At 68.3% G+C, this 14,464-nt stretch carries 13 protein-coding genes; 6 read left to right on the top strand and 7 right to left on the bottom strand.

The window, feature by feature from the left end:
• Positions 1 to 17: 17 nt before the first annotated feature.
• From cobN to cobU, 3 genes are read right to left on the bottom strand one after another with little or no spacing between them, the layout of a single operon-like run.
• Positions 18 to 3,752, bottom strand: a complete 3,735-nt coding sequence (gene cobN, locus VHL31_RS15250) for a cobaltochelatase subunit CobN (RefSeq protein ID WP_329662078.1) — start codon at positions 3,750 to 3,752, stop codon at positions 18 to 20.
• A 6-nt stretch (positions 3,753 to 3,758) separates the two neighbouring features.
• Positions 3,759 to 4,787: a cobalamin biosynthesis protein CobW gene (gene cobW, locus VHL31_RS15245; protein WP_329662077.1), complete on the bottom strand. Its 1,029-nt coding sequence runs from the start codon at positions 4,785 to 4,787 to the stop codon at positions 3,759 to 3,761.
• On the bottom strand, positions 4,784 to 5,317 hold the full coding sequence (gene cobU / locus VHL31_RS15240) for a bifunctional adenosylcobinamide kinase/adenosylcobinamide-phosphate guanylyltransferase (protein WP_329662076.1): 534 nt from the start codon (positions 5,315 to 5,317) through the stop codon (positions 4,784 to 4,786). Before cobU ends, cobW begins: the two co-directional genes overlap by 4 nt.
• A gap of 116 nt (positions 5,318 to 5,433) precedes the next feature.
• Between cobU and VHL31_RS15235 the strand changes: the two genes are divergently transcribed.
• Entirely contained in the window at positions 5,434 to 6,045 is a 612-nt protein-coding gene (locus VHL31_RS15235; RefSeq protein WP_329662075.1) for a YjbE family putative metal transport protein, read from the top strand.
• A gap of 409 nt (positions 6,046 to 6,454) precedes the next feature.
• A complete protein-coding gene (locus VHL31_RS15230) occupies positions 6,455 to 7,468 on the top strand; it encodes an MBL fold metallo-hydrolase (protein WP_329662074.1) in 1,014 nt (337 codons plus the stop codon).
• Here VHL31_RS15230 and VHL31_RS15225 read toward each other — a convergent pair.
• Positions 7,453 to 8,310 carry a diguanylate cyclase domain-containing protein gene (locus VHL31_RS15225; protein ID WP_329662073.1) on the bottom strand — a complete coding sequence of 286 codons (858 nt, stop codon included), beginning with the start codon at positions 8,308 to 8,310 and terminating at the stop codon, positions 7,453 to 7,455. The genes VHL31_RS15230 and VHL31_RS15225 overlap by 16 nt on opposite strands.
• Before the next feature lie 282 nt (positions 8,311 to 8,592).
• On the opposite strand from VHL31_RS15225, the gene VHL31_RS15220 reads away from it, so the two are divergent.
• Positions 8,593 to 9,705, top strand: coding sequence for an ABC transporter ATP-binding protein (locus tag VHL31_RS15220; protein WP_329662072.1), 1,113 nt, complete (start codon positions 8,593 to 8,595; stop codon positions 9,703 to 9,705).
• A gap of 7 nt (positions 9,706 to 9,712) precedes the next feature.
• Here the strand turns inward: VHL31_RS15220 and VHL31_RS15215 are convergent, their stop codons facing one another.
• Complete coding sequence (locus VHL31_RS15215) at positions 9,713 to 10,447, bottom strand: SDR family oxidoreductase (RefSeq protein ID WP_329662071.1); 735 nt, start codon at positions 10,445 to 10,447, stop codon at positions 9,713 to 9,715.
• Positions 10,448 to 10,552: 105 nt separating this feature from the next.
• Positions 10,553 to 11,188: a pyridoxamine 5'-phosphate oxidase gene (pdxH, locus tag VHL31_RS15210; protein ID WP_329662070.1), complete on the bottom strand. Its 636-nt coding sequence runs from the start codon at positions 11,186 to 11,188 to the stop codon at positions 10,553 to 10,555.
• Between the two features lie 168 nt (positions 11,189 to 11,356).
• Between pdxH and pdxY the strand changes: the two genes are divergently transcribed.
• The 3 genes from pdxY (at position 11,357) to VHL31_RS15195 (ending at position 13,995) form a co-directional block, all read left to right on the top strand.
• Positions 11,357 to 12,217: a pyridoxal kinase PdxY gene (pdxY, locus tag VHL31_RS15205; RefSeq protein ID WP_329662069.1), complete on the top strand. Its 861-nt coding sequence runs from the start codon at positions 11,357 to 11,359 to the stop codon at positions 12,215 to 12,217.
• Complete coding sequence (locus tag VHL31_RS15200; RefSeq protein ID WP_329662068.1) at positions 12,214 to 12,930, top strand: GNAT family protein; 717 nt, start codon at positions 12,214 to 12,216, stop codon at positions 12,928 to 12,930. Before pdxY ends, VHL31_RS15200 begins: the two co-directional genes overlap by 4 nt.
• Positions 12,931 to 13,023: 93 nt before the next feature.
• On the top strand, positions 13,024 to 13,995 hold the full coding sequence (locus tag VHL31_RS15195) for a DMT family transporter (protein WP_329662067.1): 972 nt from the start codon (positions 13,024 to 13,026) through the stop codon (positions 13,993 to 13,995).
• 33 nt (positions 13,996 to 14,028) lie between these two features.
• Here the strand turns inward: VHL31_RS15195 and VHL31_RS15190 are convergent, their stop codons facing one another.
• Complete coding sequence (locus VHL31_RS15190; RefSeq protein WP_329662066.1) at positions 14,029 to 14,451, bottom strand: DUF1465 family protein; 423 nt, start codon at positions 14,449 to 14,451, stop codon at positions 14,029 to 14,031.
• Positions 14,452 to 14,464 lie beyond the last annotated feature (13 nt).

Genomic DNA, 14,464 nt, shown 5'->3' with positions numbered 1-14,464 from the left:
GGGTTCGTGCGGGCAACCTAACGGGCCTGCGGCGTCTGCGCGAGCAGGTCCGTCAGCTGGGATACGACACTGTTCCGGGCAGGGCGCCACAAGCCTCGCTCCACTGCCTCCATGAACCGCGCCGCCATCTCGCGCAGGCCCGCCGGGCTGGCTTCCTCCAGGAAGGACCGGACCTGCTCGTCCTGAAGATAGGCCTCGAAGAGCTGATCGAAATGGTGGTCCTCGACGACCCGGGCGGTCGCGGCGAAGGCGAAGAGATAGTCGACGGTCGCGGCCATCTCGAAGGCGCCCTTGTAGCCGTGCCGCATGACGCCGGCGATCCAGCGCGGATTGGACGCACGGCCGCGGACGATCCGGCCGATCTCGGCCGCGAGCGTGCGCGGCTTCGGCGTCTCCGGGCGACTATGGTCGACATGGAAGGCTTCCGGCTGCCGCCCGCTCAGCGTGCGGACGGCGGCGATGACGCCGCCTTCGAACTGGTAGTAGTCGTCGCTGTCGAGCAGATCGTGCTCGCGGTTGTCCTGGTTGTGCAGGACGAGGTCGATCCCTGCCAGGCGTTGCTCCAACTGATCCCGGTCGTTGATGCCGTCGCGGCCCCTGCCATAGGCGTAGCCGCCCCAGGTCAGATAGGCGGCGGCCAGATCGGCGTCCGTCTGCCAGTGCCGCTCGTCGATCAGCGCCTGCAGGCCGGCGCCATAGGCCCCTGGCCTGCTGCCGAAGATCCGTGCCGAGGCCTGCAATTGCGCCTGCGACGGCTCCTGGCCGGCCGCGACGAGCCGCGCCGTCTCGGTCCGGACCCGGTCAGCCAGGGGGTTGCACTCCGGCGGCTCGTCCAGCGCGCTGACCAGCCGCACGGCCTCGTCGAGCAGGGCGATCTGGTGCGGGAAGGCGTCGCGGAAGAACCCTGAGACGCGGAAGGTGACGTCGATCCGCGGCCGGTCGAGCATGGACAGCGGCAGCACCTCGATGCCGGTGACGCGTCCGCCGGCGCCATCCCAGACCGGCCGGCAGCCCATCAGGGCCAGCGCCTGGGCGATGTCGTCGCCGCCGGTGCGCATGTTGGCCGTTCCCCAGGCGGAAATGACCAGCGCCTTCGGCCAGTCGCCGTGCCGCTCGACATAGAGTTGCACGACCGAGGCCGCCGATGCCCATCCCAGCCGCCACGCCGTCGGGGTGGGAAGCGAGCGGGCGTCGATCGAGAAGAAGTTGCGGCCGGTCGGCAGCACGTCGGGGCGGCCGCGACTGGGTGCGCCCGACGGGCCCGGGCGGATGAAGCGGCCGTCCAGGGCGTGCAGGACGCTCGTAATCTCGTTTCTGCCCGAATGGTCCAGGGCCGGTGCGATCTGACTCACGACCTGATCAAGGACGGCCCTCGTCCGCTGCCAAGCCGGCGGCACCGGCGCCTTGTCCGCGAGCATGGCAAGGGCCAGATGCTCCAGCCGCTCGATCGTGTCGCCCAGGGTGCGCCAGGGTGCCCGCGACAGGGCATCCAGGGCGGGCGGCTTCGGTCCCAGCCAGGGCCGGCCCAGTTCCTCCCCGGCGAGCGGATCGAAGTCGTGGAGGTCCAGGTCGGCTGCCAGCGCCCGTGGCAACGAGGCATCGCCGTCACGGGAGCCGCGCGGCAGCCGGATGATCGCCGACAGCATCTCGGCACGGGCATGGCCGGTCGGGCTCGTGCCCAGCACGTGCAGGCCGTCGCGGATCTGCAATTCCTTGAGGTCGCACAGGTAGGAGTCCAGGGCGACGATGCTGTCCTCGGCGGAGCCTGCGGAGGCGAGGTCGTGGTCCAGCTTCAGGCGCTGTGCCTCCTCGGCGATGGACCGGCCGAGCGCCTTGGCTCGCTTGGGGTCCAGGTCGCGCGCCTCGCTGTACTCGTCCAGCAGGTTCTCGAGCGCCCGCAGGTCGCCATGCAGGCCGCCCCTTGCCAGCGGCGGCGTGAGATGGTCGACCACCACGGCGCCTGTCCGCCGCTTGGCCTGGGTGCCCTCGCCGGGATCGTTGACGATGAACGGGTAGATCACCGGCAGCGGGCCGATCAAGGCAGCGGGGAAACAGTCCTGGCTGAGCCCGGTGGCCTTGCCCGGCAGCCATTCCAGGTTGCCGTGCTTGCCCACCTGGACCAGCGCATGGGCACCAAATTCGTGGCGCAGCCAGAGATAGAAGGCGACGTAGCGATGGGGTGGCGGCAGGGCCGGATCGTGCCAGCTCAGCGCGGGGTCGATCTCGTAGCCTCGGGAGGGCTGCAGGGCGACGATGGTGTTGCCGAGCGGAAGGACGGGCAGGAGGAACTGGCCGTCGACGCAGAAGGGATCGTCGCAAGGTGATCCCCAGCGCTCCCGAACGGCGGCACGGATCGCCGGCGACAGCTGGTCCAGCCAGCGCTCGTACCGGTCGAGCGGTAGGACCGTCCTGACGGTCCTGCTCGAGGGCGGCTCGTTGGTGACGCCTGCCTGGAGCTGCCGGACGAGGTCGTCGCCATCCGCCGGCATGGGTTGGATATCGTATCCAGCCTCGGCGAGGGCGCGGAGCAGCACGACGGTCGAGGCGGGCGTGTCGAGACCAACGCCGTTGGCGATCCGGCCATCACGGATTGGATAGTTGGCGAGCACCAGGGCGATGCGGCGTTCGGGGGCAGGAGTGCGCTGCAGGTCCAGCCAGGCCTGCGCCCGTTCCGCGGCAGCCTGGATGCCTTCGGCGAACGGCAGCCAGCGCATGAGCGGGCACTGGGTGCGCTGGTCGATGCGGCCTTCGTCCTTGAAGCCGATCACCGGGCCGTGAAGGCGGCCGTCCAGTTCCGGAAGAGCCACCTGCATGCCGAGATCCACGGGCATCAGGCCGCGTGAGGACTGACGCCATGCCTGTTCGGTGCTGCCGGCCAGGACCAGCTGCAGGACCGGGACGTCGAGCTCGTCCAGGGGCGTAGCCCAGCCGTCCTCGGCGCGGGCCGTGGAGAAGCTGGTGGCTGCAAGGACGATAAACGGCCGCAGCTCCGCGCAGAAGCTGCGTACGATCGCTCCCTCGGCAGGATCCTTCAGGCTCGTGGTGAACAGGCCCACCGCCTCGATGCCGCGGTTCCGCAGCGCGTTGATCAGCTCATCAACCGGGGCCGTGTCGCCAGCCAGCATCAGGGCCCGGTAGAACAGCAGGATGGCGTCCGGTGCCCGACGGTGGCCGTCGAGGAAGGCGTCGGGCGTGGGCCAGGTTCGGCCATCACGGTACAGCCCCGTGCGCGGCAGCGGGCTCGGCCGGGCTGAGACGGGGCGGCCGTCCAGGATCGCAGCGGCGCTTTCCAGAAAGCTGAGGGCGTTCTCGATCCCGCCTTCCGCCAGTTGGCGCCAGAGCAGGCCATTGATCGCGGCCGGCAGGCTCGACAAGCCATCCAGGGAAGGATCGGCCCGATCATCGCCCGGCAGCACGGCCAGCGGGATGTTCCTGCCGCGGCAGGCCGCCACCACCTGGTCCAGCCCATAGGACCAGTAGGGGCGGCCGCCGATCAATCGCAGGACTACCAGGCGGGCATGGGCCACCGTCCGTTCGACCCACAGGTCGACCGACATGGGGTGGCGCAGCAGCCGCAGCGGAGCGATCCGCAGCGACGGGCAGCGGTCGCTCAAGCGCTCGGCGGCGGCGGCGAGGCAGGCCAGTTCCGTGTCGGCGAACGAGGCTACGACCAGGTCAGCCGGCGTCTGGGCGAGGTCGACGGCCTCGCCATCGGTAGGCGTGCCGCTCGCCGTGGCTGGGAGAAGGTGCACGCTGGCTCAGGCGGCGGCGCGAACGGCCGCTTCGATCCCTGGCTGGTCCAGGCCCTTTTCGCCGATGACGACCAGCCGGCCGCTGCGCGCCTCGCCATGGCGCCAGGGACGATCATAGGCATGCGCAATCCGGCCGCCGACACCCTGGACCAGCAGGCGCATCGGCTTGCCGGCCACCTCCACGAATCCCTTGAGGCGCAGCACGCGATGGCGGTCGGCAAGCTCGGCCAACGCGGCCGCTGTCCTGTCCGGGTCGCTCACCGGGCCCAGTTCAACGGCGAAGCTCTCGAAATCGTCGTGATCGTGGTCCTCGCCCTCATGGTGCGAAGGGCGGCTGTCCAGGTCGCTCTCGGCGGCTGCACCCAGGCCCAGCAGGACGTTGATCGGCAGGCGACCATGGCATGCCCGCACCGTGCGTGCCTGCGGCCGCAGGTCATGGGCGACGGCCCGATCGACCTCTTCCCAGCTTGCGGCCGGGACGAGGTCGCTCTTGTTGAGCACCACCAGGTCGGCACAGCCGACCTGCTCCTCGAACAGTTCCTCCAGCGGCGTCTCGTGGTCGAGATTGTCGTCGGCCAGCTGCTGCGCCTTCACCGCGGCCGGATCCGGCGCGAACAGGCCGGCTGCCACTGCCGCAGCGTCTACGACCGTCACCACCCCGTCCACGGTCACCCGATCCCGGATACCCGGCCAGGCGAACGCCTTGACCAGGGGCTTGGGCAGGGCGAGGCCCGAGGTCTCGATCACGATATGGTCGGGCGGCGGGTCGAGGGCCAGGAGCTTCTCCATGGTCGGCAGGAAGTCGTCGGCCACGGTGCAGCAGATGCAGCCATTGGCCAGCTCCACCACGTCCTCTTCGCGGCAGGTGGCATCGCCGCAGCCGAGCAGCACCTCCCGGTCGACGCCCACCTCGCCGAACTCGTTGATCACCAGGGCCAGCCGCCGGCCGCCGGCATGCTGCAGGAGGTGGCGGATCAGCGTGGTCTTGCCGCTGCCGAGAAACCCGGTGATCACCGTCGCTGCGATCTTCGTCATCGATGGCCCTTCAGTTGCAGCGCCAGCCCCGCCACGACCAGGGTGACCGTCGTCGCGATGGCGGCGACGTCCTGATGAAGCCGGCCGGCATGATCGACGAACGTCCGGGCCATCGCATTGGCCGGAACGACGCCTTGCCCCACTTCGTTCGACACGAGCACCACCGGGCCCGCCAGATCCGTCAGCGTCGCTACCAGCTCGGCCGAGGCGGCCGCCACGTCCAGCTCGGCCACCATCAGGTTGGTCACCCAGAGCGTCAGGCATTCCACCAGCACGATCCGCCCCGGTGCCGCATGAAGCCGCAGGCTGGCGGCCAGTGCCAGCGGCTCCTCGACAGTGGTCCAGCGAGGGTCCCGATCCGCCCGGTGCCGTGCCACGCGGCTCGCCATCTCGGCGTCGAAAACCTGCGACGTGGCGAGATAGACGGGCTCCAGGCCGGTGCGCAGGCAGACCGATTCGGCATGCCGGCTCTTGCCCGAGCGCGCCCCGCCCAGGACCAGCGTGACCTGCGATCGAGCCCCGTTCGTCATGCCGATGGGGTGTGCAGCGGCCCGGTGCGCCGGGTCAAGGCAGGAAGATGACGTCTTTTCAACTGGTTCTCCTCGGTCCATCTGCTATGCGCCCCACCGTCATCGCCGGAGCGCACATGCCAGAGAGCTTTCTCGCCGAATTTTATGTCTTCTTCACGATCGTCCTGATCGATATCGCGCTCGCCGGCGACAACGCCGTCGTAGTCGGCCAGCTGGCATCGGGCCTCCCCGAGCTGCAAAAGCGCCGCGCGATCATGATCGGGGTCGTGCTGGCACTGGTGTTCCGCATCGCGTTCGCCCTCGTCGCTGTGCAGCTGCTGCAGATCATCGGCCTGTTGCTGGCAGGCGGGCTGCTGCTGCTCTGGGTGGCGTACAAGATGTACCGCGAGCTGCGCGAGGGCAGCCATGGCCACGAGACCGACGCCACCGGTGCCACCGGAACGGTCGCCCGGAAGTCGTTCGCAGCCGCCGCCTTCCAGATCGCCGTTGCGGACGTGTCCATGTCGCTGGACAACGTGCTGGCGGTGGCGGGCGTGGCCAAGGACCACCTGCCTGCGCTGGTCTTCGGCCTAGTCCTGTCGATCGCGCTCATGGGTGTGGCCGCCAGCTTCATCGCGCGCTGGATGGAACGGCATCGCTGGCTGGCCTGGGTAGGCTTCCTCATCATCCTCCTCGTCGCGCTGAAGATGATCTGGGAAGGTGGGCACGAGGTCTACGCGATGATCTGACCGACAGGGTCAACGGCGCCGAGGCACGTGCGCGCGCCATGGGTTGCGCCCGCGCGGCCTCTGCGTCCCGGATCGATCCTTGGAAACGGAAGGCGCAGCGTGCCTCCTGGCCCGGAAGTCGGGGCCCTCGGAACATGCCTTCCTGGATCGAGCCGCCATCGCCGGCGCCGCAAGGTCTCGCATGAAGCTGCAGGGTATCGGGACTCCGTCGCGACGATGGCCGGGTAGGTGTAGGTAAGCCCGACGACGCGTACATTATCGCGCCGTTGGGCTTGGCCTGGGCGCGCGTCGGGTCCCAGACGGCTTTCCCGTGCAGCCGTCCGTCCCTGCGCTGATGACAGTGGACAGTTCTCGGTCCTGCAATCCGGACAGCCGGTGCCGGACCCATCGAGGAGGGATAGCGAGAACGATGCAGCGTGTTGCGATCGAAGTGCCCGAGCCGGGCAAGCCGGTGGCGGTGGCCGACGGCATCTTCTGGCTGCGGCTGAAGCTCCCGTTCGCCCTGGACCACGTCAATCTCTGGATCGTCGACGACGGCAGCAGCTGGACGCTGATCGATACCGGCCTGGGCGACGCGACGACCAAGGCAATCTGGGACGACCTGCTCGCGGGCCTCCTCCATGGCCGCCCGGTCCGGCGGGTGCTGGCGACCCACTTCCATCCGGATCATGCCGGCAATATCGGCTCCCTGGTCGAGCGCACCGGGGCAGAACTCCTGATGAGCCGGACGGAATGGCTCACGGCCCGCATGCTGGTGCTGGACACGAGCGACGACTTCGTTGCCAGCGGGCGACGGTTCGACCTGGCCTGCGCGCTGCCGGAGGACCTGATCGAGTCGCGCTCCAGGCGCGGCAACTATTACCGCCGCAACGTGGACCCGATCCCCTACCGGTTCACGCGGCTGCAGGCAGGCGACAGGCTGGAGCTTGCCGGCACGATGTTCGAGGTCATCGTGGGCGAAGGGCACAGCCCCGAGCAGGTGACGCTCCATAGCCGCGAGCGCAACCTGCTGATAGCCGCGGACCAGGTCCTGCCGTCGATCTCGCCCAACGTCGCGGTCTGGCCGTCCGAACCGGATGCGGATCCGTTGGGCGCCTTCCAGCGAACACTGGCGCGCTACGTGGACGTTGCCGACGATGCCATGGTGCTCCCGTCCCACAAGACGCCGTTCACCGGCCTGCAGCAGCGGATCGAGCAGCTGCAGCGGCACCATGACGAACGGCTGGAGGCGACCCTGGCGGCTTGCCGGCAACCGAGCAAGGCCGTGGAGGTCATGGTAAGGCTGTTCCCGCGCGCGCTGGACATGCACCAGCTCTCGTTCGCGCTGGGCGAGACGCTGGCGCACCTGAACCGGCTGGTTGTAAGCCGCGGAATCGTCAAGGAGACCGATGCGGCCGGCGTGAACTTCTATCGGGCTGCCTGATCGGCACGGCTGCGCTTGTCGCGATACATGGCCTGGTCCGCGACCCTGAGCAGCGTTTCGAGGTCGCTGCCTTCGTCGGGGAACAAGGCCAGGCCGACGCTGACCGTGACCTGGGTCTGGCGGCCGGGCAACTCGTAGGGCAGGCCCAAGAGGCGCTGCAGGCGCGTGCGGATGCGCTCGCCGTTGCCGCGGTTGACCACCTTGTCCATCACGACCACGAACTCGTCGCCACCCAGGCGGGCCACCGTGTCGCTCTCGCGCATCGACCGAAGCATGCGCTGGCCGAAGGCCTGCAGGAGATGGTCGCCCGCTTCGTGACCGAGCTGGTCGTTCACCGCCTTGAAGTTGTCCAGGTCGAAGAAATAGAGCGCGCCTGCCTGCGCGGAACGGCGTGCGCGGCCGATGGCGCATTTCAGCCGGTCTTCCAGCAACCAGCGGTTGGCCAGCCCGGTCAGCCTATCGCGCGTCGCCACATGGACGAGCCGGCGGTCCTGCTCCCGCTTGCGTGCGGCCCGCTGCAGGCAGGTCACGGCATGAGCCTGTTCGAGCGCAGCGGTATCGTCAAATCCCGGAAAAGCGAGGATCGGGATGCCGGGTGCTATCGACTGCAGCCGCACGAGGCCCGCAAGGCCGGACGCGTCCGCCGTCGACAGGTCCAGCAGCACGGCGCCGACCGTCTGGTCGGCGACCAAGCCCACCGCCTCGGTCATGCTGCCGATGCGCTCCAGGCTTTCCGGCTGGAGACCCGCCTGGCGCACGAGGCGACCGATGGCGGGAGGCTCTTCCTCACGGCCGCTCACGAGCAGCACTCGAAACCAAGGCTCCATGGCGCTGTGCTGCATGATGCTCCTTCTCCGCCAGGGCCGGCGCCCGCACTGTCGGCCGGCGTTGCATGCCCAACGTTCAGGTAGAACACTCGAGTGGAGGGATCAACATTATCATCTCGTGGTAAAGTTGCCGAAAAAGCCGCCCAAATGCGTCGCCATCCTGTCCTTGCCATGCCGGAGCAATGGCCCGGGCTGCTGCCTGCACCGGTGCATTTACACATGAGGCGGTGCAGCTTACCCCAGCGCTGGGTGCGATCATGCCAGGTCATGCATCCGGGGAAGGGAGCCACGCAGGCGATGATGCAGCATCACGATCCGGCCGATGCGATGGTGTCGTTCCGCAACGTCCGCAAGAGCTATGACGGGCGGCACCTCGTGGTGAAGGACCTGAACCTGGACATCCGGCGGGGCGAGTTCCTGACGATGCTGGGCCCGTCCGGGTCAGGCAAGACGACCACGCTGATGATGCTGGCGGGTTTCGAGGCGGCGAGCGGGGGTGAGATCGTGCTGGCCGGCCAGCGTATCGACCATGTCCCGCCCTATCGACGCGACATCGGCATGGTCTTCCAGAACTACGCGCTGTTCCCGCATCTGACGGTCGCCCAGAACGTGGCCTTTCCGCTCAAGGTCCGTCGTCAGCCAAAGGCCGAAGTTGAAGCCAGGGTCGCAGCGGCGCTGTCGATGGTGCGGCTCGACGGCTTTGCCGATCGCAGGCCTAGCCAGCTATCCGGCGGCCAGCAGCAGCGCGTGGCACTGGCCCGCGCCTTGGTGTTCGAGCCCAAGCTGGTCCTGATGGACGAGCCGCTGGGCGCGCTCGACAAGCAGCTGCGCGAGAACATGCAGTACGAGATCAAGCAGCTGCATGAGCGGCTGGGCGTCACGATGGTGTACGTGACGCACGACCAGTCAGAAGCGCTCACCATGTCCGATCGGGTCGCGGTGTTCGAGGACGGAGTGATTCAGCAGCTGGCAACGCCCCGCGACCTCTACGAGCGCCCGCAGAATGCGTTCGTCGCCCGCTTCATCGGCGAGAACAACCGGCTGCCCGGCCGGGTCCAGGCGGTCGAGGGCGGTACATGCAGGGTCGAGGTGAATGGTGCCTGCCTTCGGGCGACGACTGTCGGCGCGCTACGTGCCGGGGAGCGTGTCATCCTGTCGCTCCGGCCAGAGCGCGTGGCGCTGGCGCCAGCGCCCGGCAGCCTGCCGAACATGGCAAGTGGCAGGGTACTGGAGCTGATCTATGTCGGCGATCATCTGCGCGTGCACCTGCGGGTCTTCGAGGAAGACGGCTTCATCGTGAAGCTGGCCAATACCGCGGGGCTTCCGGACATCCGGATCGACGACGAGATCGCGGTCGGCTGGTCCGCGGACGACTGCCTGGTGCTGTCCCAGTCCGCATCAGAGCATTAGGGGCGCTTCAGTAGACGTCCTGCCCGCCGTTCACCGGGATCTCCGCGCCGGTGATGTAGGATACTTGGTCGCTGCAGAGATAGTGGATGACGGCCGCCACTTCCTCAGGGGATCCCAGGCGCTTCATGGGGATGCGCTCCACGAGCGCATCGGTGCCGGGAGAAAGGATCGCCGTGTTGATCTCACCGGGGCTCACGGAGTTCACGCGGATGCCCAGATGGGCGAGGTCGGCCGCGAGTTCACGCGTCAGGGCGGTCAGGGCCGCCTTCGACGTCGCGTAGGCGGTTCCGGCAAAGGGGTGGACGCGGCTGCCGGCGATGGAGGTGATGTTGACGATCGCACCCTTGGTCAGCGCCAGCTTGGGCGTGAGTTCGCGCGCGAACCATGCGCAGGAGAAGAAATTGATCGCGAAGACCTTCTCGAAGACCTCGAGGTCACTCTCCAGGACGCCCAGCCTCGCGCCATATTCACCCTTAGGCGAGTAGCCTGCATTGTTGACCAAGCCATTGATCGGCTCGCCTTCCAGCAGATCCTCGAGTTCGGCCAGCACGCTTGGCAGCCCCCTGAGGTCGGCCAGATCAGCGCAGATATGCATGTGCCGCTCGCCGCGGCCGCATTGCGGCGGCACAGCATCGCGCGAGCAGGTCACGGCGCGCCAGCCCTGCCGCACGAAGTACTTGGCCGTGGCGTGCCCGATTCCGCGGGACGCACCGGTGATGAAGACGACCTTCTGGTCCCGCACGTTCAAGCTCCACGCTCTTTCACCGTGCAGGAAATGGTCCGGCCCGTGTCCGTGCGCAAGCGGCCAGCCGGACGGCCGCTACGACCTGTCACGCCTGCCGTCGTCTCAGGGGCTCAGCCGCTCGCGCCGCCAGATGCCGTCCGTCCGGACGAAGCGAAGTCGGTCGTGCAGCCGGTTGCGGCGGCCCTGCCAGAATTCCATCGCTTCCGGCGCGACCCGATAGCCGCCCCAGTAGGGCGGCCGGGGCGGATCGTTGCCCAGCCGTGCTGCGGCGGCCGCTTCCTGCTCGTCCAGCTGGGCGCGGCCGGCCACTACCTCCGATTGCCGCGATGCCCAGGCGCCGATCCGGCTGCCAAGCGGACGACTGGCGAAATAGGCATCCGCCTCATCGCCAGGTACCAAGGTGACCTGGCCTTCCACGCGCACCTGCCGATGCAGCACATCCCACCAGAACAGGAGGGCCGCCCTCGGGTTGGCGGCCATCTCGACGCCCTTGCGGCTTTCGAGGTTGGTGAAGAAATCGAAGCCGATCGCATCGAAGCGCTTGAGCAGGACGATGCGGGCCGATGGCCTGCCCTCGCGATCGGCCGTCGCCAGCGTCATCGCGTTCGGCTCGGCCAGTCCGGCCGCCGTCGCATCGGAAAACCAGCGCGCGAACAGCGCAATCGGATCGTCGCCCGCCTCCGTCTCGACGAGTTCCGCGCGCTCGTAGCTCACCCGCATCTCATGCGGCTGTTTCATGGTACGGACTTCCCAAGGATCACCGGACGGTCGTGCCGTTGCCGAGCCGGCTTGTCCACGGGCCAGGCGATGTGGCTCCATGAGATTCCTGCCTCAGCCGCACCATCTGGCCCTTTTTTGCTCGTCCAGCTGGACCTAGCGTCCGGCCGGGTGAAGCGAGGGAGCCTGATGGTGGCGGTCGAAGGCATTTTGTCGATCCAGTCGCACGTGGCCTATGGCCATGTCGGCAACTGTGCGGCGGTGTTCCCGTTGCAGCGGCTGGGCTTCGAGGTCTGGTCGGTGAACACGGTGCAGTTCAGCAACCACACCGGCTATGGCGTCTGGAAGGGGCACGCCAACACGGTCGAGCAGATCCGCGAGATCCTGAGCGGCGTGGAGGCGCGCGGCGCGTTCGGGCGGGTTCAGGCGGTCGTCTCCGGCTATCTCGGCGATCCGCTGCTGGGCGATGCGGTCCTGGAGACGGTCGCGAAGGTGCGTGCGGCGCGGCCGGGCGCGGTCTATGCCTGCGATCCCGTCATGGGCGATGTCGGTCGGGGCTTCTTCGTCCGGCCGGGCATTCCCGAGTTCTTCCGCGACCGGGCCGTCCCGCTTGCGGACATCGTGACACCGAACGCGTTCGAGCTCGCCTGGCTCGCCGATCGCTCGATCGACAGCCTGGACGACGCGCTGGCCGGTGCTGCCGCCGTCCGGGCGCGCGGCCCGTCCCTGGTCGTGGTGACCAGCCTGGAGCTGCCGGGGGCACAGGACGAGATCGTCGTCCTGGCCGACACCGCCGAAGGCTCCTGGCTGGTGCGCACGCCCAAGCTGCCGCTTACGGTCAACGGCACGGGCGACGCGACCACAGCGCTCGTCCTCGGCAACCGGCTGACGAGCTCCGATGTCGCCACCGTTCTGCAGCGCAGCGTATCGGCGATGTATGAGCTGGTCCGCCTGACGCACGAGACAGGGTCGCGCGAGATCGAGCTGATTGCGGCCCAGGACGCCTATGGCCAGCCTCCGCAGCTGTTCCCGGTGGAGCGGGTGCGGTGACCGGCCCCGGCGAGCACGAGCCGGTGGCGCTGCGCCGCCTCTCGACCGACCCCGTCATACGCATCCCACCGGCCACCCCGCCGGCACGGGAGGCGCTTGATGGCCGTCTTGTCCGCCTGGAGCCGCTCGATGCCGCGCGGCATGCCGCGGCGCTGTTCCGGGCGGGGCATGGGCCTGGACAGGACGATCGGTGGCGCTTCCTGCCCTACGGGCCGTTCGTGGACGAGGTTGCCATGCGGAGCTGGATCGAGACCAGTGCCGCCTCCAAGGACCCGATGTTCTTCGCCGTCTGCTCGCCTTCGGGCGAGGCCATGGGCATGACGAGCTACCTCAACATCCATCCCTCCAGCGGCTCGATCGAAGCCGGGCACATCTGGTTCGGCTCCAGGCTGCAGCGGACGCCGGCCGCAACGGAGGCGATCTTCCTGATGATGCGGCACGCGATGGAGCGCGGCTTCCGGCGCTTCGAATGGAAGTGCGACGCGGCCAACCGGCCGTCCCGCGCCGCTGCACGCCGCTTCGGCTTCCAGCACGAGGGCATCTTCTACCGTGCCACGGTCGTGAAGGGCCGCAACCGTGACACCGCCTGGTACTCGGTCATCGAGGAGGAATGGCCGCGAGTGCGGGCGGGCTTCGAGGCGTGGCTCGATCCGGCCAATTTCTCCGCGGACGGATCCCAGCGTCGGACGCTGGCCGCCTGCCGCGGCGACTGAGAGGCTCTTGCCAGTTCGGCAGCAAGAAGCGGAGCGTGCGGCCCTCACGACAGATGCAGGCTTCCTTCACGACTGGTCGGGAAGGAAAGTCGGATGAACGCGATCCAGGCGAGGATGGACGCCCGGGACTGGGCGATGCTCGTCGTGTTGTCAGTCCTGTGGGGAGGCTCGTTCTTCTTCGTTGAGGTGGCCCTGCGCGGGATACCACCGCTTACGCTGGTATGGCTGCGGGTTGGCTGTGCCGCAGTCCTCCTCCATTTGTTCCTGCGCATGACGGGGCGGCGGCTCCAGCTGGCCGGCCAGTGGCGGAGATTCGCCGTGATGGGGCTCCTAAACAATGCGATCCCGTTCTCCCTGCTCGTGTGGAGCCAGACGGAGATTAACGGCGGCCTTGCAGCAATCCTCAATGCCACCACGCCGCTATGGACTGTCCTGGCCGCGCATCTGCTCACCTCGGACGAGAAGCTGACCCTTGGCAAGCTGGCCGGCGTCACCCTGGGCTTTGCTGGTGTCGCATCGATGCTTGGCCTAGACCCCGCGCTCGCCGACGGATGGAGCCTGTTGCCGATCCTTGCCTGCCTCGTCGCTGCGCTCTCCTATGCGCTGGCCGGCATCTATGGTCGACGCTTCAAGAGACAGGCCATCCCACCGCTCGCCGCGGCCACTGGCCAGCTCACCGCGGCAGGGCTGCTGCTCGCTCCACTGAGCCTCTGGGTGGATCGACCTTGGCAGCTGACCACGCCCACCATTGAGGTCCTGGCGGCCGTGACCGCCCTGGTCGTACTGTCCACCATGGCCGCTTACGTCCTTTATTTCCGTCTGCTCGCCGCGGTCGGCGCAACCAACCTCCTCCTGGTGACCCTGCTCGTGCCGGCCGCCGCGATTCAGCTGGGCGCGATTCTGCTGGGCGAAGTGATGGCGACGGGTCAGTGGCTGGGCCTGGGCTGCATCGCCACAGCCCTCGTCGCGATCGACGGCAGGGTGCCATCTGCGCTGGGGCTGACATGGTCCACCCGGTCTGGTCGCCTGCTCAAGCATCAAGGCGCTGCAGGGCGTCAGCAATGACCAGCCTCCGGCAAAGACCAGGCCCGACACGGCCTAGTGAAGCGTCGGCGATATCATGCCGCTCGTGGCCAGACGCGTGGCGCGGCCGTAGAGCGCTGCGCTGCGGTGGAGGAGCGTCCTCAGCGCAGGCGGGATGCCCATGACGACCGCCTCCTCCAGACAGGTCGGGTCGCCGCCCAGCCGGCAAAGTTCCTCCCGGCCAGGGAAGCCTTCCAGCTCGCCGGCATGTTCTGCCTTGCAGGCAAGGAGCCATGCGACGATGAACCCCAGCCGGGCGGTAATGCGGCCGACCTCGCGGACATGGACGAGCTCCTCCAGGCCCACCGGGTCCGGCCGGACACGTGTCTCCAGGTAGAGCTTGGTGGCTTCCGCCAGTTCCAGCGCCTCGGCCAGCAACCGGTCGAGCGGTGCGCTCGAGACCGGGAGGAGATCCTGCTCGCGGTCGCTTTGTTCCATGGGCGTTTCCGTT

This window comes from Geminicoccus sp. (assembly GCF_036263595.1).
In the GTDB taxonomy this organism is placed as follows: Bacteria; Pseudomonadota; Alphaproteobacteria; order Geminicoccales; family Geminicoccaceae; genus Geminicoccus.
This window is presented reverse-complemented; position numbering and strand designations above follow the sequence as displayed.